The 15,605-nt window shown below is 59.2% G+C and carries 18 protein-coding genes and 1 tRNA gene; 4 read left to right on the top strand and 15 right to left on the bottom strand.

Features of this window, described 5'->3' with window-relative positions; genetic code table 11:
• Nucleotides 1-734: 734 nt before the first annotated feature.
• Nucleotides 735-1,052 (bottom strand): hypothetical protein, encoded by a 318-nt coding sequence (locus tag K3181_RS13335; RefSeq protein WP_221603617.1) that lies wholly within the window; start codon nt 1,050-1,052, stop codon nt 735-737.
• 189 nt (nt 1,053-1,241) lie between these two features.
• Between K3181_RS13335 and K3181_RS13330 the strand changes: the two genes are divergently transcribed.
• Nucleotides 1,242-1,985, top strand: a complete 744-nt coding sequence (locus K3181_RS13330) for a recombinase family protein (RefSeq protein ID WP_221603616.1) — start codon at nt 1,242-1,244, stop codon at nt 1,983-1,985.
• 91 nt (nt 1,986-2,076) lie between these two features.
• Nucleotides 2,077-2,604, top strand: coding sequence for a hypothetical protein (locus K3181_RS13325; RefSeq protein WP_221603615.1), 528 nt, complete (start codon nt 2,077-2,079; stop codon nt 2,602-2,604).
• 5 nt (nt 2,605-2,609) lie between these two features.
• Here K3181_RS13325 and K3181_RS13320 read toward each other — a convergent pair whose 3' ends face one another.
• The 4 genes from K3181_RS13320 to K3181_RS13305 all read right to left on the bottom strand — a co-directional run bounded on the left by K3181_RS13320 (nt 2,610) and on the right by K3181_RS13305 (nt 5,640).
• Nucleotides 2,610-2,810: a DUF6961 family protein gene (locus K3181_RS13320; RefSeq protein WP_425594555.1), complete on the bottom strand. Its 201-nt coding sequence runs from the start codon at nt 2,808-2,810 to the stop codon at nt 2,610-2,612.
• 194 nt (nt 2,811-3,004) lie between these two features.
• On the bottom strand, nt 3,005-3,757 hold the full coding sequence (locus K3181_RS13315) for a hypothetical protein (protein WP_221603613.1): 753 nt from the start codon (nt 3,755-3,757) through the stop codon (nt 3,005-3,007).
• Nucleotides 3,758-3,995: 238 nt separating this feature from the next.
• Nucleotides 3,996-4,721 (bottom strand): excalibur calcium-binding domain-containing protein, encoded by a 726-nt coding sequence (locus K3181_RS13310; RefSeq protein ID WP_221603612.1) that lies wholly within the window; start codon nt 4,719-4,721, stop codon nt 3,996-3,998.
• A 616-nt stretch (nt 4,722-5,337) separates the two neighbouring features.
• The gene (locus K3181_RS13305; RefSeq protein WP_221603611.1) at nt 5,338-5,640 is read right to left on the bottom strand and encodes a hypothetical protein; all 303 of its coding nucleotides are present in this window, start codon (nt 5,638-5,640) and stop codon (nt 5,338-5,340) included.
• Nucleotides 5,641-6,379: 739 nt separating this feature from the next.
• Between K3181_RS13305 and K3181_RS13300 the strand changes: the two genes are divergently transcribed.
• Together K3181_RS13300 and K3181_RS13295 are read left to right on the top strand one after the other, a co-directional pair.
• A complete protein-coding gene (locus K3181_RS13300) occupies nt 6,380-6,802 on the top strand; it encodes a hypothetical protein (RefSeq protein ID WP_247715155.1) in 423 nt (140 codons plus the stop codon).
• A 274-nt stretch (nt 6,803-7,076) separates the two neighbouring features.
• Nucleotides 7,077-7,625: a recombinase family protein gene (locus K3181_RS13295; RefSeq protein ID WP_221603610.1), complete on the top strand. Its 549-nt coding sequence runs from the start codon at nt 7,077-7,079 to the stop codon at nt 7,623-7,625.
• A 321-nt stretch (nt 7,626-7,946) separates the two neighbouring features.
• On the opposite strand, the gene K3181_RS13290 is transcribed toward K3181_RS13295, so the two are convergent.
• From K3181_RS13290 to K3181_RS13245, 10 genes are all read right to left on the bottom strand, one after another.
• Nucleotides 7,947-9,227 (bottom strand): hypothetical protein, encoded by a 1,281-nt coding sequence (locus K3181_RS13290; protein ID WP_221603609.1) that lies wholly within the window; start codon nt 9,225-9,227, stop codon nt 7,947-7,949.
• A 526-nt stretch (nt 9,228-9,753) separates the two neighbouring features.
• Nucleotides 9,754-10,266, bottom strand: a complete 513-nt coding sequence (locus tag K3181_RS13285; RefSeq protein WP_221603608.1) for a PIN domain-containing protein — start codon at nt 10,264-10,266, stop codon at nt 9,754-9,756.
• Nucleotides 10,263-11,012, bottom strand: a complete 750-nt coding sequence (locus tag K3181_RS13280) for a hypothetical protein (protein WP_221603607.1) — start codon at nt 11,010-11,012, stop codon at nt 10,263-10,265. Before K3181_RS13280 ends, K3181_RS13285 begins: the two co-directional genes overlap by 4 nt.
• A 93-nt stretch (nt 11,013-11,105) precedes the next feature.
• The gene (locus K3181_RS13275; RefSeq protein WP_221603606.1) at nt 11,106-11,483 is read right to left on the bottom strand and encodes a hypothetical protein; all 378 of its coding nucleotides are present in this window, start codon (nt 11,481-11,483) and stop codon (nt 11,106-11,108) included.
• Between the two features lie 153 nt (nt 11,484-11,636).
• Nucleotides 11,637-11,713 (bottom strand) — tRNA-Met (locus K3181_RS13270).
• An 80-nt stretch (nt 11,714-11,793) separates the two neighbouring features.
• Nucleotides 11,794-12,420 (bottom strand): cyclic nucleotide-binding domain-containing protein, encoded by a 627-nt coding sequence (locus K3181_RS13265; RefSeq protein ID WP_221603605.1) that lies wholly within the window; start codon nt 12,418-12,420, stop codon nt 11,794-11,796.
• 85 nt (nt 12,421-12,505) lie between these two features.
• Nucleotides 12,506-13,036 carry a 2'-5' RNA ligase family protein gene (locus tag K3181_RS13260; protein ID WP_345725506.1) on the bottom strand — a complete coding sequence of 177 codons (531 nt, stop codon included), beginning with the start codon at nt 13,034-13,036 and terminating at the stop codon, nt 12,506-12,508.
• Entirely contained in the window at nt 13,033-14,004 is a 972-nt protein-coding gene (gene mltG / locus K3181_RS13255) for an endolytic transglycosylase MltG (RefSeq protein ID WP_221603603.1), read from the bottom strand. Before mltG ends, K3181_RS13260 begins: the two co-directional genes overlap by 4 nt.
• Before the next feature lies 1 nt (nt 14,005).
• Entirely contained in the window at nt 14,006-15,265 is a 1,260-nt protein-coding gene (gene fabF / locus K3181_RS13250) for a beta-ketoacyl-ACP synthase II (RefSeq protein ID WP_221603602.1), read from the bottom strand.
• Between the two features lie 93 nt (nt 15,266-15,358).
• Complete coding sequence (locus K3181_RS13245; protein ID WP_006834437.1) at nt 15,359-15,595, bottom strand: acyl carrier protein; 237 nt, start codon at nt 15,593-15,595, stop codon at nt 15,359-15,361.
• Nucleotides 15,596-15,605 lie beyond the last annotated feature (10 nt).

The raw sequence follows: 15,605 nt of genomic DNA, 5'->3' as shown, positions 1-15,605 counted from the left end.
GGAGCAGATAGGCTGGTAATGCGTTCCGCCAGCCTGATCGTCGCACGATCGATGCTCTCTACCACTTCCCATGGGATAACCAGGAATAACCCCTCCGCTGCCATGCTGACCTCTTTGCATGGTGGCGGGGGGATTGAAGTCTTCCTTGGGATGGTGAATTGGAATCATCAAAGAAATAGGAAATAATCAGAACGAAGCTGCGAAGCAGCTGAGTTCCGCTGCCGGGCGAAGCCCGGTAGCTGCTTAAACATGAAAGCCAGGGAAGCCGCCCAGACCATGACGGTCCCTTCAACCATGAAGTCCCCGACCCCATGAAACCATCAAGCATGCTTACTCTGGTCCGATGGTAGCTGGGATTGCGGAAGCTATGGTCGCATGACGCGGATGGTCATGGACTGAATGGAGATCATGACCCCAATGGGTTGTGGGCCTGCGTTTCTTTATCAACTAGGTTTTGTGTTTTCTGCCCTACACCGGGGATTGGGTAAGTTCCTGTTTTCAGGATAGAACCACACTTCGGAGAGGAACGGACCTTCTTTACTCACTAAACAATTTCAACTTCCATTCCCGCAGAGGGAACCATGATTGAGGTCACCTCCGCAGAGAATGGAAGTCCTAGAAACGGCTGGTCTTAAGGACCCGGATGGCGCCGAAATCCCGGTGGGTTCTTAGTTGGTGCCATCCACCGGAGTTCTATCCATGCCTAGCCGTTGGAGAGACCAATTTGCCGCTCGTCAATCGTCACCTGTCCTCGCAAGTCCAAAGTTGAGCGCCATTTCGCGAATAAGCTTCAACGACTGAAAAAACTGATGGGTAGCCAAGAGAACTTCTCGATCTTCGGCGCTCAGGTCCATCAACGAACCCGAAATTCCATCGATGACGTTGGCAACCGTTTCAGCCGCGAATTTGATGACCCGGTCACCATTGTCCACCAGGTCGTAACAGGCCAGTTCTCCAAGCCACGCTTGAAAATCTCCGCTGGCATCATTCCCGACCGTATACGCAATTCCAATGCCATCGAGGATCGCAAAATAGTGTGGATCTTGACGCATATATTCTCCTTTATCACCTAGCGTCATTGCTAGTGATGGGAGTTTCGGAGATTCTACGCGCCCCGTCCTATGTCTTCGTATTCCGCGGAGAGAGCAATCACGGTAATCCCTGCTGGGCGATATAACCCTTCTTTTTCATATCGTTGTGAAGCCTGCTCGTGCCAGCCTTGAGATTGAGAATTTACGTTTATGGCAACCTTTGGTCTTGATCCGAGCTACTTTCCGAAGGTGCGCGGGAAGTATGTCGTATATTTTCGAGCTTCGCTGCGACCTCACAGCAATCTCGATCGCGAACGTCAGCGCCAAGCAGTCGAGGTGCTTCTAGCAAAGGGTTGGACCCGTCTCGTAGGTGATTTTGAAGAGATCGAACCCCTGACGCTCGGTGCTCGACCAAAACTCGACCAGGCGATCGCCTGCTGCAAGGATCATAACGCGACGCTGATCTTCGGCAAATTTGGGCAAATGCGCGGCGGAAGACGTTGGCTAGAAGAAGTCTTTCGGCATCGTATCAAGGTCCGCGCTGCCGATCTGCCTAACTGGACATACGCCGAATTCTCTCGCTTCATAATCGAAGACAAGCATCGTTGCACTGATGCGGGCAAGAAGGTCCGAGCCGCTTTGGCCATTGCGAAATCACAAGGCGTTGTGCTCGGCGGAGCAAGACCGAATTCGTGGGGACTCGAGATTGGTCCAGCTAAAAGTGCGAGTTCTCGATCAGCCACCGCGCGTCGGCGTGACCAATTCACAATGCGTGAAATCAGATCGATTCAGAAGGAAGGACTCTCATCACTCACAGACATCGCGCTGCGCTTAAATGAGATGGGACTCAAAGCCCCACGCGGCGGGTCGTGGAGTCCTGCGCAGGTTCTCCGCGTCATTCAACGATCTGAGGAGACAAGAATCGCGCAGTCGACCGTTCCATGCACCGATTAGTGCCCATTGTTCCCATGAAATTGCCCACCCGACACCCGTTCGGGGCGCTCGTAGACCTAGCTGACCAACCACAGCAAGAAGGTCTACCGACATGAAATTTCATCTATACGGATGCGTCATCCAGCGTCAGGACGGCGAGGTCCGCGGTCACATCGTCGCGCCATCGAGGGACAGGGCGTGGATGGTTGCTATCGAACACGAAGAAGCGCTTGGCCTCGAACATGTCGACCTGACGGTCACCCGCGTGGACGAGACCCTCACCGGCGATCACCGGCGTGGTCTCGATGCCCTGCTGGAAAGCACCCCGGTGGGCTTTGCGAGCTTCTGTGAACTCGGCTGGGTCGCACACACTGCCCCGGTCCAGCAGCTGAAGCTCTATCGGCTCGTCAACGATGAAGGTGACGACCTCTTCGCGGTCGCGCCCAACATCGACATCGCCGCCTCGGTGTTCACGACGGCCTTGCGGGTCCCGTTGGGCGAGACTCTAACGCTGCGCATCGCCGATGGCATGATGGAGCTTCCTGCGAACCAGGTGCGCAACCTGCCGCGCCTGCTTGAATGCGGACCGATCGGCATCGTGCAATTCGACAAGAGCGTCGACGGCTGGTCGCACCGCTAATCTAGTCAGTTTGGCTCGGCGGCAAGCGTATCCCTCAACTCGACATACCGCCGGGCCACCTGCATCCAGAGATCCTTGCCGCCAGCCTCTCCTGTCGCCTCGAAATGAAGCACTCGCTCGGCGATGAAACGTTCGGCTTCCTCGCCATGCTCGCGATCGACCCATAGCGCCATGGCCCAAATCTCCTGTTCCCGCGAAATGGTCATGAGAAGGCCCAGAAGAGTGCAAGGACGATGGCTACTACGTGGGCGACCAAGAGAGCCGCGAACTCAATCCTGAGGGCCTTCTCGTCGCTCCTGTCGATCATGGCGATGGCATCCTCATCCAGCCCGTCCAGCAGCCAGCTAAAATCGCAACCATGATCGCGAAATCGCCCTGACAGTGCGGGGAAAAAGGAAAGCTATTCGCCGCCCACCTTGATTGCTTTCTCATCGGTAGCCTCTTCCGAACCATTGGCCTCCATCGCAGCGTTGGCCGCATCAATATTGTCCATCGTGTCGGCGTGCGCAGCCTCGGCAGTTTCGCTGGCAGTCATAGCCCGCGCCGGCGTGGCGTAGGTCGCTTGCACTGGCTTGGGCGCGAGACTGGCGCCGGCGGGGAGCGCAACGGGAAGGTCGCTCTCGAGCGTGGCCATGAGCTCGCGTCCGGCCGGAATAGTGCCGCTGCGCCCGGTGATGAACCCGGCGAAGACGCCCGCGGCGATAACGCCGCCCACCGTGGCAAGCGTGGCGCCATTGCCTTCCTGACGATATGTGCCGTCAAGATTGATGCGACGGCCGCCGAGCTCGAGATATTCCATCTCGACGTCCATCTTGCCCGACTTCCCGAAAGCACCCCTGCTGGTGAGCCAGGTGATCCGACCGATTGCTTTGGTGCCCTGCGGGATCACGACGTATTCACCCAGCAGGACAGGCGCGGCGGTGACGAGATTGAACTGATCGCCCTCCTCCCACCCTCGCCCCTTCGTGGTGACCTCCTGCGTCATCTTGAGCATGATCTCAGTTCCGGCAGGCAGCACCGTTTCAGGCTGCGGCGCGGCACGCACGGCCTGCACCGGCACAGCAGAGGCTGGCTGCACTGGAGCGGTATCCTGCGCGGCGGCAGGCACAGCGAAGGCGGCGGCGAAGATTGCCGGGATAGCAGCGAATTTCATGGTTTGACCCCCAGTGACGGAGCGACCCCCTGTCTCTCCGATTGGCTGAGTTATGCGCGACCTATGAAGAAATTGCCAGTTCGCTTGCAAGTTGGTGTTCAGTGACGGGCGAGCACAAGCTTGGCCCGCGCCGGTGTCGGCGTGTGATCAAGAAGACCGCGAGCTCGATTTTACGGGCCTACTTGGCGCGCCTGTCGGAGATTGGAGCGGCATCTACTCTTCGTCAGCACACGCCTGACTATCCCCTATTTCCACGATACGGCTCACAGGCAATACCATCACCGTCGGCGTCCAATCCAGAGCGATACCCCGGCTGGCCACGATAGAGCGGTGCCGCTCCCGCAGCACGCGCGGCCGCACAGTTGCGGTAATATACTCCTGAAGTGCTTGCGGCGGCGCGTCGAGATAGCTCTTGTGCGTTTCGCACTGACTGTCGTCGTTGCTGTTCAGCGAGCATGGCACGCTCTTCGCGAGCGCTTTCCTCATCACCGGCTCTAAACTCAGAGGGTCGCTGAAACTCGGCTGCCCAGATACCCAACCCGCGCTGCCGCGCTAGCTCCTCCCACTCCACATAGTCCGTGGTGAATTCGCGCAATGCGACAGCAAGACCCATGCTCACCATCACCTGCGCAAGGTCTCGACGATTGGCCGTGCAAACGGCCACTATGCGTCCGTAACGGTCGATGTCTTTCTGGTCGCAGCTGACGCTCTCGTCTCGAATGAGCCCGCGCAGCGTCGCCGCAGCCTCCTCCCCGCATTGCCAGGCTTGCTCGCGGCGGGTGCAGGTCTGCCGGGCCTCAAGAGCATCGATCCCAAAGAGACGAAACCGCTTGCTGCCGATTTCGAGAGAGTCGCCGTCAACCGCGACCGCTTGACCGGCGTAGACCTGCGCTGCTGCCGGCGATGCACAGCTGAGGCCGAGAGCCAGCACGAGCGAAAGGATGCGGGCTAGGCTCTGGCTCATCAACGCCCTTTCCTACTTGGAACAAAAAGTGAACTACACCTCCTCCTCAACCCTGATTCGGAGGATGTTTTGATCATCATCGACCCCCTTATCATATCGGCGTTTGCCGCCCTCATCACCGCGCTTTCCACGCTGATCTGGTCGGTCAGACGAAAGCCGTGAGCTCCAAGCGGCTGGATAAAATCTCGGACTATTCGCGCCATGACTACGCCCTGAGGGTGGACTGTCTCAGGTGTAAAAGGGTCGCTGTGTTGAACCCCTTGGAGATCACATTGATTTGTCAGGAGCGCGGCTGGTCGAAGCAAATGGCGTTGGTCGAGAAGAAGCTGATTTGCTCTAGGTGTGGAAGCCGAGATATTCGCCTTGGGCCGGCGTTCCGCAAGTGAGTGCTCGGCTGCCTCTCGATGTCTGAATTCGTAACACCAGCTCGTTGACTGGTTGCTTAGTTTTCAACCTCGATCATTATGAATTTGGAACGGCAAGTCACCCCGGTGGCAATGCGACCCCGCCACCGAATGGAGCCCCATGAAGGTGGCTTGTCGTTTCACCGCCGCCCGACATGCATTTCACCACTAGAAAGCGGACTGGCAGCTAACGACCCGCAAGCGGACGCTTCCTAAGTGTCGTCTTCGTCAGTGAATCGCACTTCGACATTCGTGAAATGCTCTTCATCACCAAACCCCGCACCTAGGTCGTAAAGGTAGAGAGTGACTGGGCAGGATTGGCTCTCTGCCCACTTTATAGCGTCGGACACTGACACGGCTTCAAGCGCCTCGTAATCGACTGCCACCTTCGGGTCGCTTTCAGGCGCTTGGTCGGCATCCGTGCATGAGTTGTCATGCTCTGTTGCCTCAATGATCGCGTTAATTTCGCGCCACCGATAGGGCCGTGTGCGCTTGTCGATTATGTTCCAAAGCATGGCCGGCAACTAACGGTTGGCACAGCTACCGGCAATGTCGGCTTTCCACCCAATAGCTGACTAGCCGTGGCGCTGCGATCCCGGACGGGATAACAGGCGCTAGTCGTCGCAGGCAATGCAAAGGGGAAACTCGGAGTCCGCCTGGGAGGAATCAACTGGTGCGCCACAGTGAGCACATCGGATTTCAGGCGCATGATTCTCGCCAGCACGTCCTGACTTTCGGTCGGCGTGCCACTTGCGCTTTTCTTCTTCCGTAAAAGCCATCACAGTCCTCTTCAGACCTTCGGATAGCAGCAGATTCCTAACGACTGCTTTCCACCCAGTTCGTGACTAATTTGCCGAGCTAGCCATGTGCCAGGAGCCGACCGACAGTTAACGACGCCATTGCGGTCACTTCATTCACGGTTACAGATCATGCAATGCTCCGCTGCCTTGCTAATCAACGACACGTCCGCACCGTCGCCCTAGGCCTCAGCTGGGGCGTTCTGATCGGCGCATGCGTGGCTCTCATTGATGGCGGCCCAATGGCTGAGAGAAAATTCTTCTTCGCGGTAGCATTGTTTGGCGGATTGGCTTTGCTAGTCTCCGTTACTAGCAAGCGTGTTTAAATCCATACTTCCTCGACGGCAGCTTCCCACCCATCTGGAGACGCTTTCACCGAGGTGGCGATTTGCCAGAAGCTGACCGGCGGCGAATTACCCGATTGCGGACATTGAGATTGCGCTGCAAGCTGGCCCCGATGTCATTAGATTTGCCATCTATCCGATTTTGCAGCGCCATGGGGATGGCGGTTTTATTAGCACTGGTCATCGCACCACAAGCCGCAGCAAAGGGCATGCCCGCACACATGGAAGAACGACTAAAGCGAGATGCGCCCCTTCCAACTGAGATGCAGGGTTCTTGGGCTGACCTGGATGATCCTTCGACGGAGCTCGTCGTAAGCGGTGGCGAGGTTGCGTATTCCGGGCAGACCGTCGAATACGATTACAAGCTGGTTGGTCAGGTGGATGGCGCTGTCACGGTCAGCCTCAAGGTCAACGACGAGGCAAAAGACGACACCTTTCAGCGTTCCAATATCACCGAGTTGGTCATTACGCCCGATGGCGAGCTTCACGCATACAACTTGAAGTTTGCCAGCCAGTTCGCGCGAGTGCCTCGCTGACTGGGGGACGGCAGCTTTCCACCCATGATCCGACGTTCGCTTGTTTTCTTCGGACACCCAAGAGCGGACATTCCTTGTCGGGCAAGCGCTTCCCTCCTCTAACGAAGTCGCTCGCCCAACGAGCAAGTGTTTTCCCAGGGCCTCGCGCCCGAAGAGTATACCCATCCGAGGCGTCTCACGGCGTCCACGGAGTGTCTCATACGGGTTCGATCCCGATTGTGAGACGCTATGCTGCGCTAACTCTAGACCCCATTGAGACAGCGAGAACCAGCACATGAGCATAGTCGGATACGCACGCGTCAGTAGCAGCTCCCAGAATCTCGACCTCCAGCTTGAGCAGCTCGCCGACGCGGGGTGCGAAAAGGTCTTCTCGGAGAAGGTCACCGGGACATCGCGCAACGACCGCCTAGCGCTTGAAGAATGCCTCGACTGGCTGCGCGAAGGTGACACGCTCGTGGTCACGCGCCTCGACCGTCTAGCTCGATCCGGTCGCGACCTGCATAACATCATCGCCCAGCTATCAGCGAAGCAAGTCGGGTTCCGGTGTGTTCAGCAAGGTGCGGTCGATACGACCACAAGCATGGGGAAGTTGATCCTCGGCATACTCGGCGCCGTCGCAGAGTTCGAGACCGACATCCGCAAAGAACGTCAACGCGAAGGCATAGAGCGCGCCAAGGCGGCTGGTGTATACAAGGGGCGCAAACCTACCGTTGACGTCGAGCAGGTGCGCTCTCTCCGCGATCAGGGTCTGGGAGCAACCCACATAGCAACGGAGCTGGGGATCGCACGAGCGAGCGTCTATCGGGCGCTGAATAGCGTCTAGGTCACGGTGACCTGATCGCTTTGCTGCCATATGGCGAAGTCCTAGTCATTGCCAGCGCGCGCGACCCTGATGATGCCAATTAGCCGTAGTTGAGGCAATCCAGCCATCCACCGAGGATGGAACCTCAGCCAATGGCTCGGAAGGCGCACCATGGCAAAAATACCGTCGAAGAGCATAACTGCGCGGTCGATCGACTGTCGGGTTCAGCGCTGGGTCGCGCATAGAGCTACCTTCACGCGGTGTCGGGTCCTTACCAATAGCTGTCGGGTTTGGCGGCCGCGGCAAAGTTTGTGAATAAGCGGCCTTGTTTAGCATCGTGCCCTAGTCACCTAGCGAATCTTGCACGAAAAACGCCTCGGCATCGCTGCGAAGCCAACGACGCTCCCCAAACATATAATTGTGCATCTGCGCGACATCGACCGGCTGGAACGGGCCGTAGGTGTTCATCGCCCCCGCGCGGAGTGTTTCCAAACACTTTCGCTGGCAGTCCGCGATCCAGGACAACGATACAAACTCATACGCGACCCGCGCGACGAACTGCTGAGAGATGCCGACCACGCCCCCGGATTCGTGAACACAATGAAGAGCGTAGTCGCTCGCTGGATCGAATGCGATTTGCCATCCTGGTGCGGCCATCTGCCTGCACAGTTCGTCCATGCTCGCGCCAACGATGATAAAGATCCTGCCCTCAATAAAATCTAGAAGGTGCTGGGGGTCGCGGATAGTCAGTATGAAGGGCATATAGGGCGCCCACGCGAAATCGTTCTTGTCGCCGTTCAGCGACCAGAACGCGCCCCGCTCGTCAGCGAACGGCCCGACGATCGCTGCGTAGTCGGGCTGCCCTCCGGCTATTACTGCGTAAGCAACGCCTGGTTCCGGCCGAGAAATTGCGAACCCTGTCCTTTTGGCATCAGCGATGCACGCGTTCAGCGCTTCGACGTTAGTGCGCTCAGGCAGGTTAACTGCTTGTCGCTTCGTTTCACCAGGTGCTCCTCGGTAGCCTACCGCACGATCAGTCTCCAAGAAGCTGCGCAGTTTCTCGATCGCTTCAGCCTGCCTCTTGCCTCGGCCATTTTGCTTCGGGCTGCTTTTCACCTCGATAGGCACAGGATCGGAAGCGCCGAGCAGACAAACATCGCCAAAGCGGATGGTGTTGGTGATGTCGGAAAGGACTGCTGGCACCTTGTGCTCAAGGGCACTGAAGAGGCACGTCAACTCGCCAACCAATCCCACTTTGCCACGGATCATCCCGGCGTCGCGTTTTATGGCGAAGCGGTCGGTGTCAAAGTAGGCGTGCTTGATCGCGAACTTATCAAGGTAGAGAAACGCGAGCGCATCTCCGCAGCATTTCCAGATGTAGATCTGCTTGGCGCATCGATCGATGAACCCTGCAGTGCGCTTTATCTTTGTTCTGAGCGCCCTGCTGACCTCCTTCGTCCCGCGGCCTGTTTTCAGCTGCCGCTTCAATTCTTTGTGCTTAGCGCGATGCTTGTCCTGCCTCAGCTCCGCGAGAATGATTTCCTTCAATATGAGGAGGTTTAGGGCTTTGACCGAAGCAAAGTCGTCCTGATCCGCTTCAATCGCGCGGAGCAGCTCTACCATTTCAAAGAACGGCTTCTGCCGCCGACCCACCATCATTTGCGTAGTTCCGATCTCAGCCTGTGAGAGAACATTGTTATCCTAAGCGCCTCGAGTTGGCGATTGTAGAGGCGGCAATCCGATCAGGATTCGGATGTCGGCATTCAAGAACGCTAACATTGTGGTCGAACGGCTTCGAACGAGACGCAAGGCTGCCAAGGGAGAGCCGTCACCACACAGGTCGTGAACGGCCCCCGTCCGCTTCCGGCGGTCCTATGCCGCTGGGCGGTCATGCGCGCATGCCCCTGGCGGTTTACAGCGATCTCGCAACGCATTGAAAAGAAAAGGGCCGATTTCGGTGGAGTTTACACCGGAAAGCGCAGAAGTCTGCGATTGCTGTCAGCTTGGGAAGCTGACGATTACGCCCTACCGTAGTCCGGTCGCAAACGAACGACGCACTGTATGGATTGCCGTGTCGCTGAAGTTTGGTCCGGTTTGTCAATGCGGTAATGGGCGCGCATCGCGATATCCATGAGTCGATTTGACAGGCCTAGTCCTGATCAGGAAACATGTCTGACTGAGCGGCTTCGGGTGGAAGGTCGAGATCAGCAATACCCCGCACCGCGATCGACGGCGGTGCCAAATTGCGAATATCTTGGTCGTCCGAGAGGATTTCCTCAGCTCGTGCGACTACCGCAATCGCCACAATTTGCTCGTCGAATTTCGACTTGTCTCTACCTGAAGTTGGACGCCGTTGCTTTCGGTTCCGAGCCAGAGCTGCACATTCGACAGCGGCCATTTCATCGAAAGGAGCAATTCGTATCGCTCGCTTACCATGAAGCACTGACAGCCAATCGTTTCCGACATCATCCCCCTTTGTCAGCATCTCCGCGAGGGCGGGCGTTGGCACAACAAGAACGTCACCGCGCTTGGACATCGTGTCCAACAAGTGCTCGATGCGAGCTCGGCAGTTCGAAACCGGATTGCCCCGCTCATCCGGGCGCGTCGGCAAATCCGGATCGATCAGATGAAGGATGACAGACGCATCGGCGGCGACGATCAATGCTCACTCTCCCCGCCCTTGCGTTCGGCAAGAAGCTCCCCGATCGGATCTCTAGACTTAGCCCACCTACCTGGGCCGATTTCACGCAAGGCAGCTACCACTTCGCTCACAGGAGCACGATCAAGCTTGCTTTCGATACGGTCGATCTTGAAGCGGCGAAGTTCCCACCTGCCATCGCCATGCCGCAGCCATGTTCCCTCACCATGGAATCTCACCAGACCAATACGAAATAGTGCTGCGAGCTCACGGCCCATCGCCTCAGGCGCCTCCAGAGAATAACTCTCAGTGCCATCGACTATTCCTACGTGCACGGTGGAATCTCGTCCCTCGACTCGAATAACCTCACCGTCGAGCGCTCCCATCTGCTTGATAGGCCCATATGTCATTTCAGCGGGTCGGTTCCGGCCTTGGAAGTCCACGCGGATCACATTGCCATCTCCACCGACCAGCGACCCTGTCGCATTGTCGCTGCGCAGCATGTCGTCCAGGCGATCGTATGCCTTTCGAGCACTACGCGTCCCCTCCCCCGCCGCAACCATTCGAACCCGACGCTCAACTTTCGGAACTGCGGGAGGCTCGATCCTAGCGTGGACGACGGTTGAGCTCTCGGTAAGGCGGGCAAAATGGACGGAATCTTTCTCGCCGAACAATTCGCCAAGCGCGACCAGGTATTCGCCCAATCGCTCCATAGGAATATCGCTCGGCTTGTAGCTGCCGGCGATCCTGAAGGTAAATTCGGTGTTCATCGCTCACTCAATCCTGTGCGCTAGGATCACTCGTGTCGATTAATTTATGCTTGCCTTGGCAGCGACACGAGAAGGCGCAAATGCGTCTTTCCTTCAATCCGCTCCCTTCGCCATCCTTTGAGTTATTCCCTTCCAATTGCTACCCTCCACGAAGGCCTCAAGGATTTTTGCCTCGACCTCATCTTCGACCCTACCGCTCTCATTCATCTCGACCACTCGCCTGTCGAACTCAGCCAGGACATCGTCTAGAAATTGAGAGCCAAGATGTTTTGTCGCGACCGCAAGGATCGCTGCCGACATTTCATAGGCCAAGACAGCGTTCTCTATAGGCGTGTAGGCATTCTTGGCTTCGATTGATGCAATAGCGTCCTCACTCCAACCAAGTTCCTCGTAGGCCTTGCGGTCCTCCTCAGTGAGCGGTCGCCATCCGAACGGCTTGTCATCGGGTTGGGCCTGCTCGTCGCGCGGCACTGCGGCTCTCCTCGTTCCCGTTTCGTATCAATGTTGCACGGAGCAGCCTGAACGCCAAGGGAAATGGCTGCTAACTGCGAAAATCAGATGAACCGGAAATTGCCTAATTCATGCATGAAGCTCGGCTAACGCTCAAGCTATCATGAAGATTTTTGGTAGCGGAGGAGGGACTCGAACCCCCGACACGCGGATTATGATTCCGCTGCTCTAACCACCTGAGCTACTCCGCCCCAAAGAGGCATGCCGGGGCAGATGGCCGCTCGGCAGGCGGCGCATTTAGGGTGGTCGGGGCACGCGGTCAACCGCGCATTTACGCCTCGCGCGCGTTTTCTGCGAAGCCCTGCGCGGCGGCCTCGTTCATCCGCCTGACCTTGGCCGCAAGACCGCGATTGAGCGCATGCGTCAGGGCGGTATCGACCTCGGGCACCGCACGAGCGTAATGCGCCAGTGCGTCGCGATCGAAGGTCGCCACACGCGAGCGCTGCGCGACGATCACCGTGGCCGAGGCGGTCTGGCCCGACACCAGGCTCATCTCGCCGAGGAATTCCTCCGGGCCGCAGGTCCCGACGATCCGCCCGTCGCATTCGACATGCACCCCGCCCCGCGCGACATAGATCAGCGGCGGATCGGGTTGGTGCTGGCGCATCAGCACCTCGCCCTCCTCGACATCGCGCCAGGTCATGAGATCGCGCAGGCGTTCCTGTCGGCCGGGATCCTCGATGCCGAGAAGGCGGTCGAACAGGCTGGTTTCCTCCTCGAGCATGGCCCCGCGCCGGGCGCGTCGCCGCAGCACCGATATCTGCACCGCATTGACGGCAACGAAGATGAGAGCGACCACCGCCCAGCCGACCTGACCGGTCAGCGCGAAATGTCCGAACACACCCAGTCCGGCGACCAGCATCGCATAACGCAACTGCCTGATCGTCGTGGCGGCCATCGCGACGACGGCCAGAAGCGCGGCCCCATAGGCCAAGATACTGGCAACTCCGGACATATCCGATCCCCCCTGTATCAGGGGTTCCTTATGCCGCGCCCCGCCCGCGAAATGCAAATTCCTTTATCATCTCCCACGGTCCGCCGCGGTAGCGATGCAGCGCCAGGCCGCGAAAGGCGAAGGGCCGCGGCTCGATCGCGTCAGCCAGTTCCACCTGAAGCGCCTTGGCCTCCTTGCCGCTGACCTTGTTCTGCACGGTGACATGGAGGCGCGGACGATGCTGGTCCTGCTGAGTGAGCATCCCGAGAAAATGATCGGCGATCATGTCGCGCAGGTCGAGCATGGCGGGACTGGACAGTTTCACCGCCGTCCCGCGGCCGAGCGACATGATCCCCTCGACGTGTCCGGCAACGGGTGCGAATTCGCCGACAAGCCGCTTGAGATAGCTCGCCGCCTCGTCCTCGCATTGGGCGGGCAAGGCATGGAACAGCGTGACATGCGCGTCGAGATAATTGCGCTCGGGCGGGAAATGCGCGGTGCGCAGCGCGGTGAAACGGGCCTGTAAGTCGCGCGGCAATTGCGCAGTGACGATCAGCGGGGCGTCGCCTTCCCCGCTCACATTTCGCCGCGCTGGCGACGGATTTCGAACCATTTGGCTACGTTGCGATTATGCTCGTCGAGCGTCTCGGCAAAGGCGTGCCCGCCGCTGCCATCGGCAACCATGTAGCGTGCGCTGGTCTTGGCGGGGTTGAGCACCGCAGCGATCGCCTCGCGCCCCGGATTGGTGATCGGCCCCTTGGGCAGGCCGACCATGGTATAGGTGTTGTAATCGTTGATCGCCGCGATCTCCGATTGCTTGATGCGGCGCCCGAGCGGCTTGCCCCTGGTGATCGGGTAGATGATCGTCGGATCGGCCTGCAGCAGCATGCCGTCCTTGACCCGGTTCGAATAGAGCCCGGCGACCATGCGCCGCTCGCTCGGCTTGCCGGTTTCCTTCTCGACGATCGAGGCGAGGGTCACCGCATCCTTCACATTGTCGACCGCAATGCCCTGGGCGCGCTTGGGCCAGGCTTCGGCGAGATAGTTCTGCATCGCCGCCTGCATCCGCGCGAGTACCGCGCTGCGCGCCTCGCCGCGCTCGAAATCATAGGTATCGGGCAGCACCGAGCCTTCGACGGGCACGGGGATTTCGCCGGTCAGGTTCTCTTCCGCCATCAACCGCTCGTGCACCATGATCGAAGGCATGCCTTCGGGAATGGTGACGAAGCGACGGATCACCTCGCCATGCTGGAAGGTGTCGAGGATGGTGGCATTGCTGGCGCCGGCCGGCAGCAGGAATTCGCCCGCCATGATCGGATCGGACGAGCCGAATATCTTGGCGCGCAGCAGGAAGCCGTCGGCATCGCCGATCAAGCCCTCGTCGGAGAGCTTTTCGGCGACCGTGGTCAGGCTCGCGCCCGAGGGGACGATGAAATTGGTGTCCTCCTCGACATTGGCGCCGCCCCACCAGCCCGACAGGAACCAGATCGCGGCCACCGCGAGAACCAGTGACAGCACGCCTGCCAGCAGGCAGCCGGCCTTTTTCACCTCAGTCGACCTTCTTGACGATCAGCGATGCATTGGTGCCGCCGAAGCCGAAGCTGTTGTTGAGCGCGGCCTTGACCTCGCGCTTCTTCGCTTCGTGCGGAACCAGGTCGACGCCTTCGGTGCCCTCGTCGGGATTGTCGAGGTTGAGCGTGGGCGGGACGATCTGGTCGCGAATTGCGAGGATGCAGAAGATCGCCTCGACCGCGCCGGCGCCGCCGAGCAGGTGGCCGATCGCCGACTTGGTCGAGCTCATCGAGGCACCGCCGAGATCGTCACCCAGCACGCGCTTGACCGCGCCGAGCTCGATCGTGTCGGCCATGGTCGAGGTGCCATGGGCGTTGACGTAGTCGATGTCGGTCGTTTCCATCCCGGCCTTGCGCAGCGCCATCTTCATGGCGAGTTCGGCGCCCTTGCCCTCGGGGTGCGGCGCGGTGACGTGATAGGCATCGCCGGAGAGGCCGTAGCCGACAACCTCGGCATAGATCTTTGCGCCGCGCGCCTTGGCGTGTTCGTATTCCTCCAGCACGACCACGCCCGCGCCCTCGCCCATGACGAAACCGTCGCGGTCCTTGTCATAGGGGCGGCTCGCCTCGGTCGGGCGGTCGTTCATGCTCATGTTGAGCGCGCGCGCCTGTGCGAAGCCCGCCACGCCGAGCGGGTTGATGGTCGCTTCCGCGCCGCCCGCCAGCATGACGTCGGCATCGCCGTCCTTGATCATGCGCGCTGCGTCACCGATCGAATGCGCGCCGGTCGAACAGGCGGTCACCACCGCGTGGTTGGGGCCCATCAGGCCGTATTTGATCGAGACCTGGCCGCTGATGAGGTTGATCAGCCGACCGTGGACGAAATGAGGGCTGACGCGGCCCGGACCGCGCTCGTGGAGCACGATGCTCTCGCTCTCGATACCCGGCAGGCCGCCGATGCCCGAACCGATCGAGACGCCGGTGCGCTGCTTGAGGTCGTCGTCCATGTCGACGAGCCCGGCATCCTCCAGCGCCTGGCCGGCGGCATCGATGCCGTAGACGATGAAGGGATCGACCTGCCGCTGGACCTTGTGGTCGACACGCTTGTCGGGATCGAAGCCGAATTCGTGGTCCTTGGGCTTCACCTCGCAGGCGATGGTGCATTTCTGCCCAGTGGTGTCGAAACGGGTGATCGGCCCCGCCCCGCTCTTGCCAGCGATCAGGTTTGTCCACGTTGTTTCGACATCACCGCCGAGGGGGGTGACGAGGCCAAGTCCGGTAACGACCACACGACGCATGTAAATCTCCGCAAAAAGACAACAGGCCCGGCCCGCTATCGGGTCGGGCCTGTCCGGTCCCGCATCATGGGCGGGATTCGAAAAGCGTGAGCCTTAGCCCTTGTGCTCTTCGATGTACTTCGTGGCATCGCCGACGGTGGTGATCTTCTCAGCCGCATCGTCGGGGATTTCGACACCGAATTCCTCTTCGAACGCCATCACCAGCTCGACGATGTCGAGGCTGTCGGCACCGAGATCGTCGATGAAGCTGGCTTCCTGGGTGACCTTGTCGGCCTCGACGCCGAGGTGCTCGACGACAATCTTCTGCACGCGGTCGGCAGTATCGCTCATTTTTGTCCCT

Source organism: Qipengyuania mesophila, from assembly GCF_019711655.1.
Taxonomy (GTDB): Bacteria; Pseudomonadota; Alphaproteobacteria; order Sphingomonadales; family Sphingomonadaceae; genus Qipengyuania; species Qipengyuania mesophila.
The sequence above is the reverse complement of the archived record's forward strand: the minus strand, read 5'-3'. Positions and strand labels throughout refer to the sequence as shown.

What these genes read in the sequence shown, in the direction of transcription:
- K3181_RS13335 (WP_221603617.1), bottom strand. Translation starts at nt 1,052, where the DNA reads ATGCGTCAAGATCCACACTATTTTGCGATCCTCGATGGCATTGGAATT.
- K3181_RS13330 (WP_221603616.1), top strand. Translation starts at nt 1,242, where the DNA reads ATGGCAACCTTTGGTCTTGATCCGAGCTACTTTCCGAAGGTGCGCGGG.
- K3181_RS13325 (WP_221603615.1), top strand. Translation starts at nt 2,077, where the DNA reads ATGAAATTTCATCTATACGGATGCGTCATCCAGCGTCAGGACGGCGAG.
- K3181_RS13320 (WP_425594555.1), bottom strand. Translation starts at nt 2,810, where the DNA reads ATGACCATTTCGCGGGAACAGGAGATTTGGGCCATGGCGCTATGGGTC.
- K3181_RS13315 (WP_221603613.1), bottom strand. Translation starts at nt 3,757, where the DNA reads ATGAAATTCGCTGCTATCCCGGCAATCTTCGCCGCCGCCTTCGCTGTG.
- K3181_RS13310 (WP_221603612.1), bottom strand. Translation starts at nt 4,721, where the DNA reads ATGAGCCAGAGCCTAGCCCGCATCCTTTCGCTCGTGCTGGCTCTCGGC.
- K3181_RS13305 (WP_221603611.1), bottom strand. Translation starts at nt 5,640, where the DNA reads ATGCTTTGGAACATAATCGACAAGCGCACACGGCCCTATCGGTGGCGC.
- K3181_RS13300 (WP_247715155.1), top strand. Translation starts at nt 6,380, where the DNA reads ATGTCATTAGATTTGCCATCTATCCGATTTTGCAGCGCCATGGGGATG.
- K3181_RS13295 (WP_221603610.1), top strand. Translation starts at nt 7,077, where the DNA reads ATGAGCATAGTCGGATACGCACGCGTCAGTAGCAGCTCCCAGAATCTC.
- K3181_RS13290 (WP_221603609.1), bottom strand. Translation starts at nt 9,227, where the DNA reads ATGGTAGAGCTGCTCCGCGCGATTGAAGCGGATCAGGACGACTTTGCT.
- K3181_RS13280 (WP_221603607.1), bottom strand. Translation starts at nt 11,012, where the DNA reads ATGAACACCGAATTTACCTTCAGGATCGCCGGCAGCTACAAGCCGAGC.
- K3181_RS13265 (WP_221603605.1), bottom strand. Translation starts at nt 12,420, where the DNA reads ATGGCCGCCACGACGATCAGGCAGTTGCGTTATGCGATGCTGGTCGCC.
- fabF (WP_221603602.1), bottom strand. Translation starts at nt 15,265, where the DNA reads ATGCGTCGTGTGGTCGTTACCGGACTTGGCCTCGTCACCCCCCTCGGC.
- K3181_RS13245 (WP_006834437.1), bottom strand. Translation starts at nt 15,595, where the DNA reads ATGAGCGATACTGCCGACCGCGTGCAGAAGATTGTCGTCGAGCACCTC.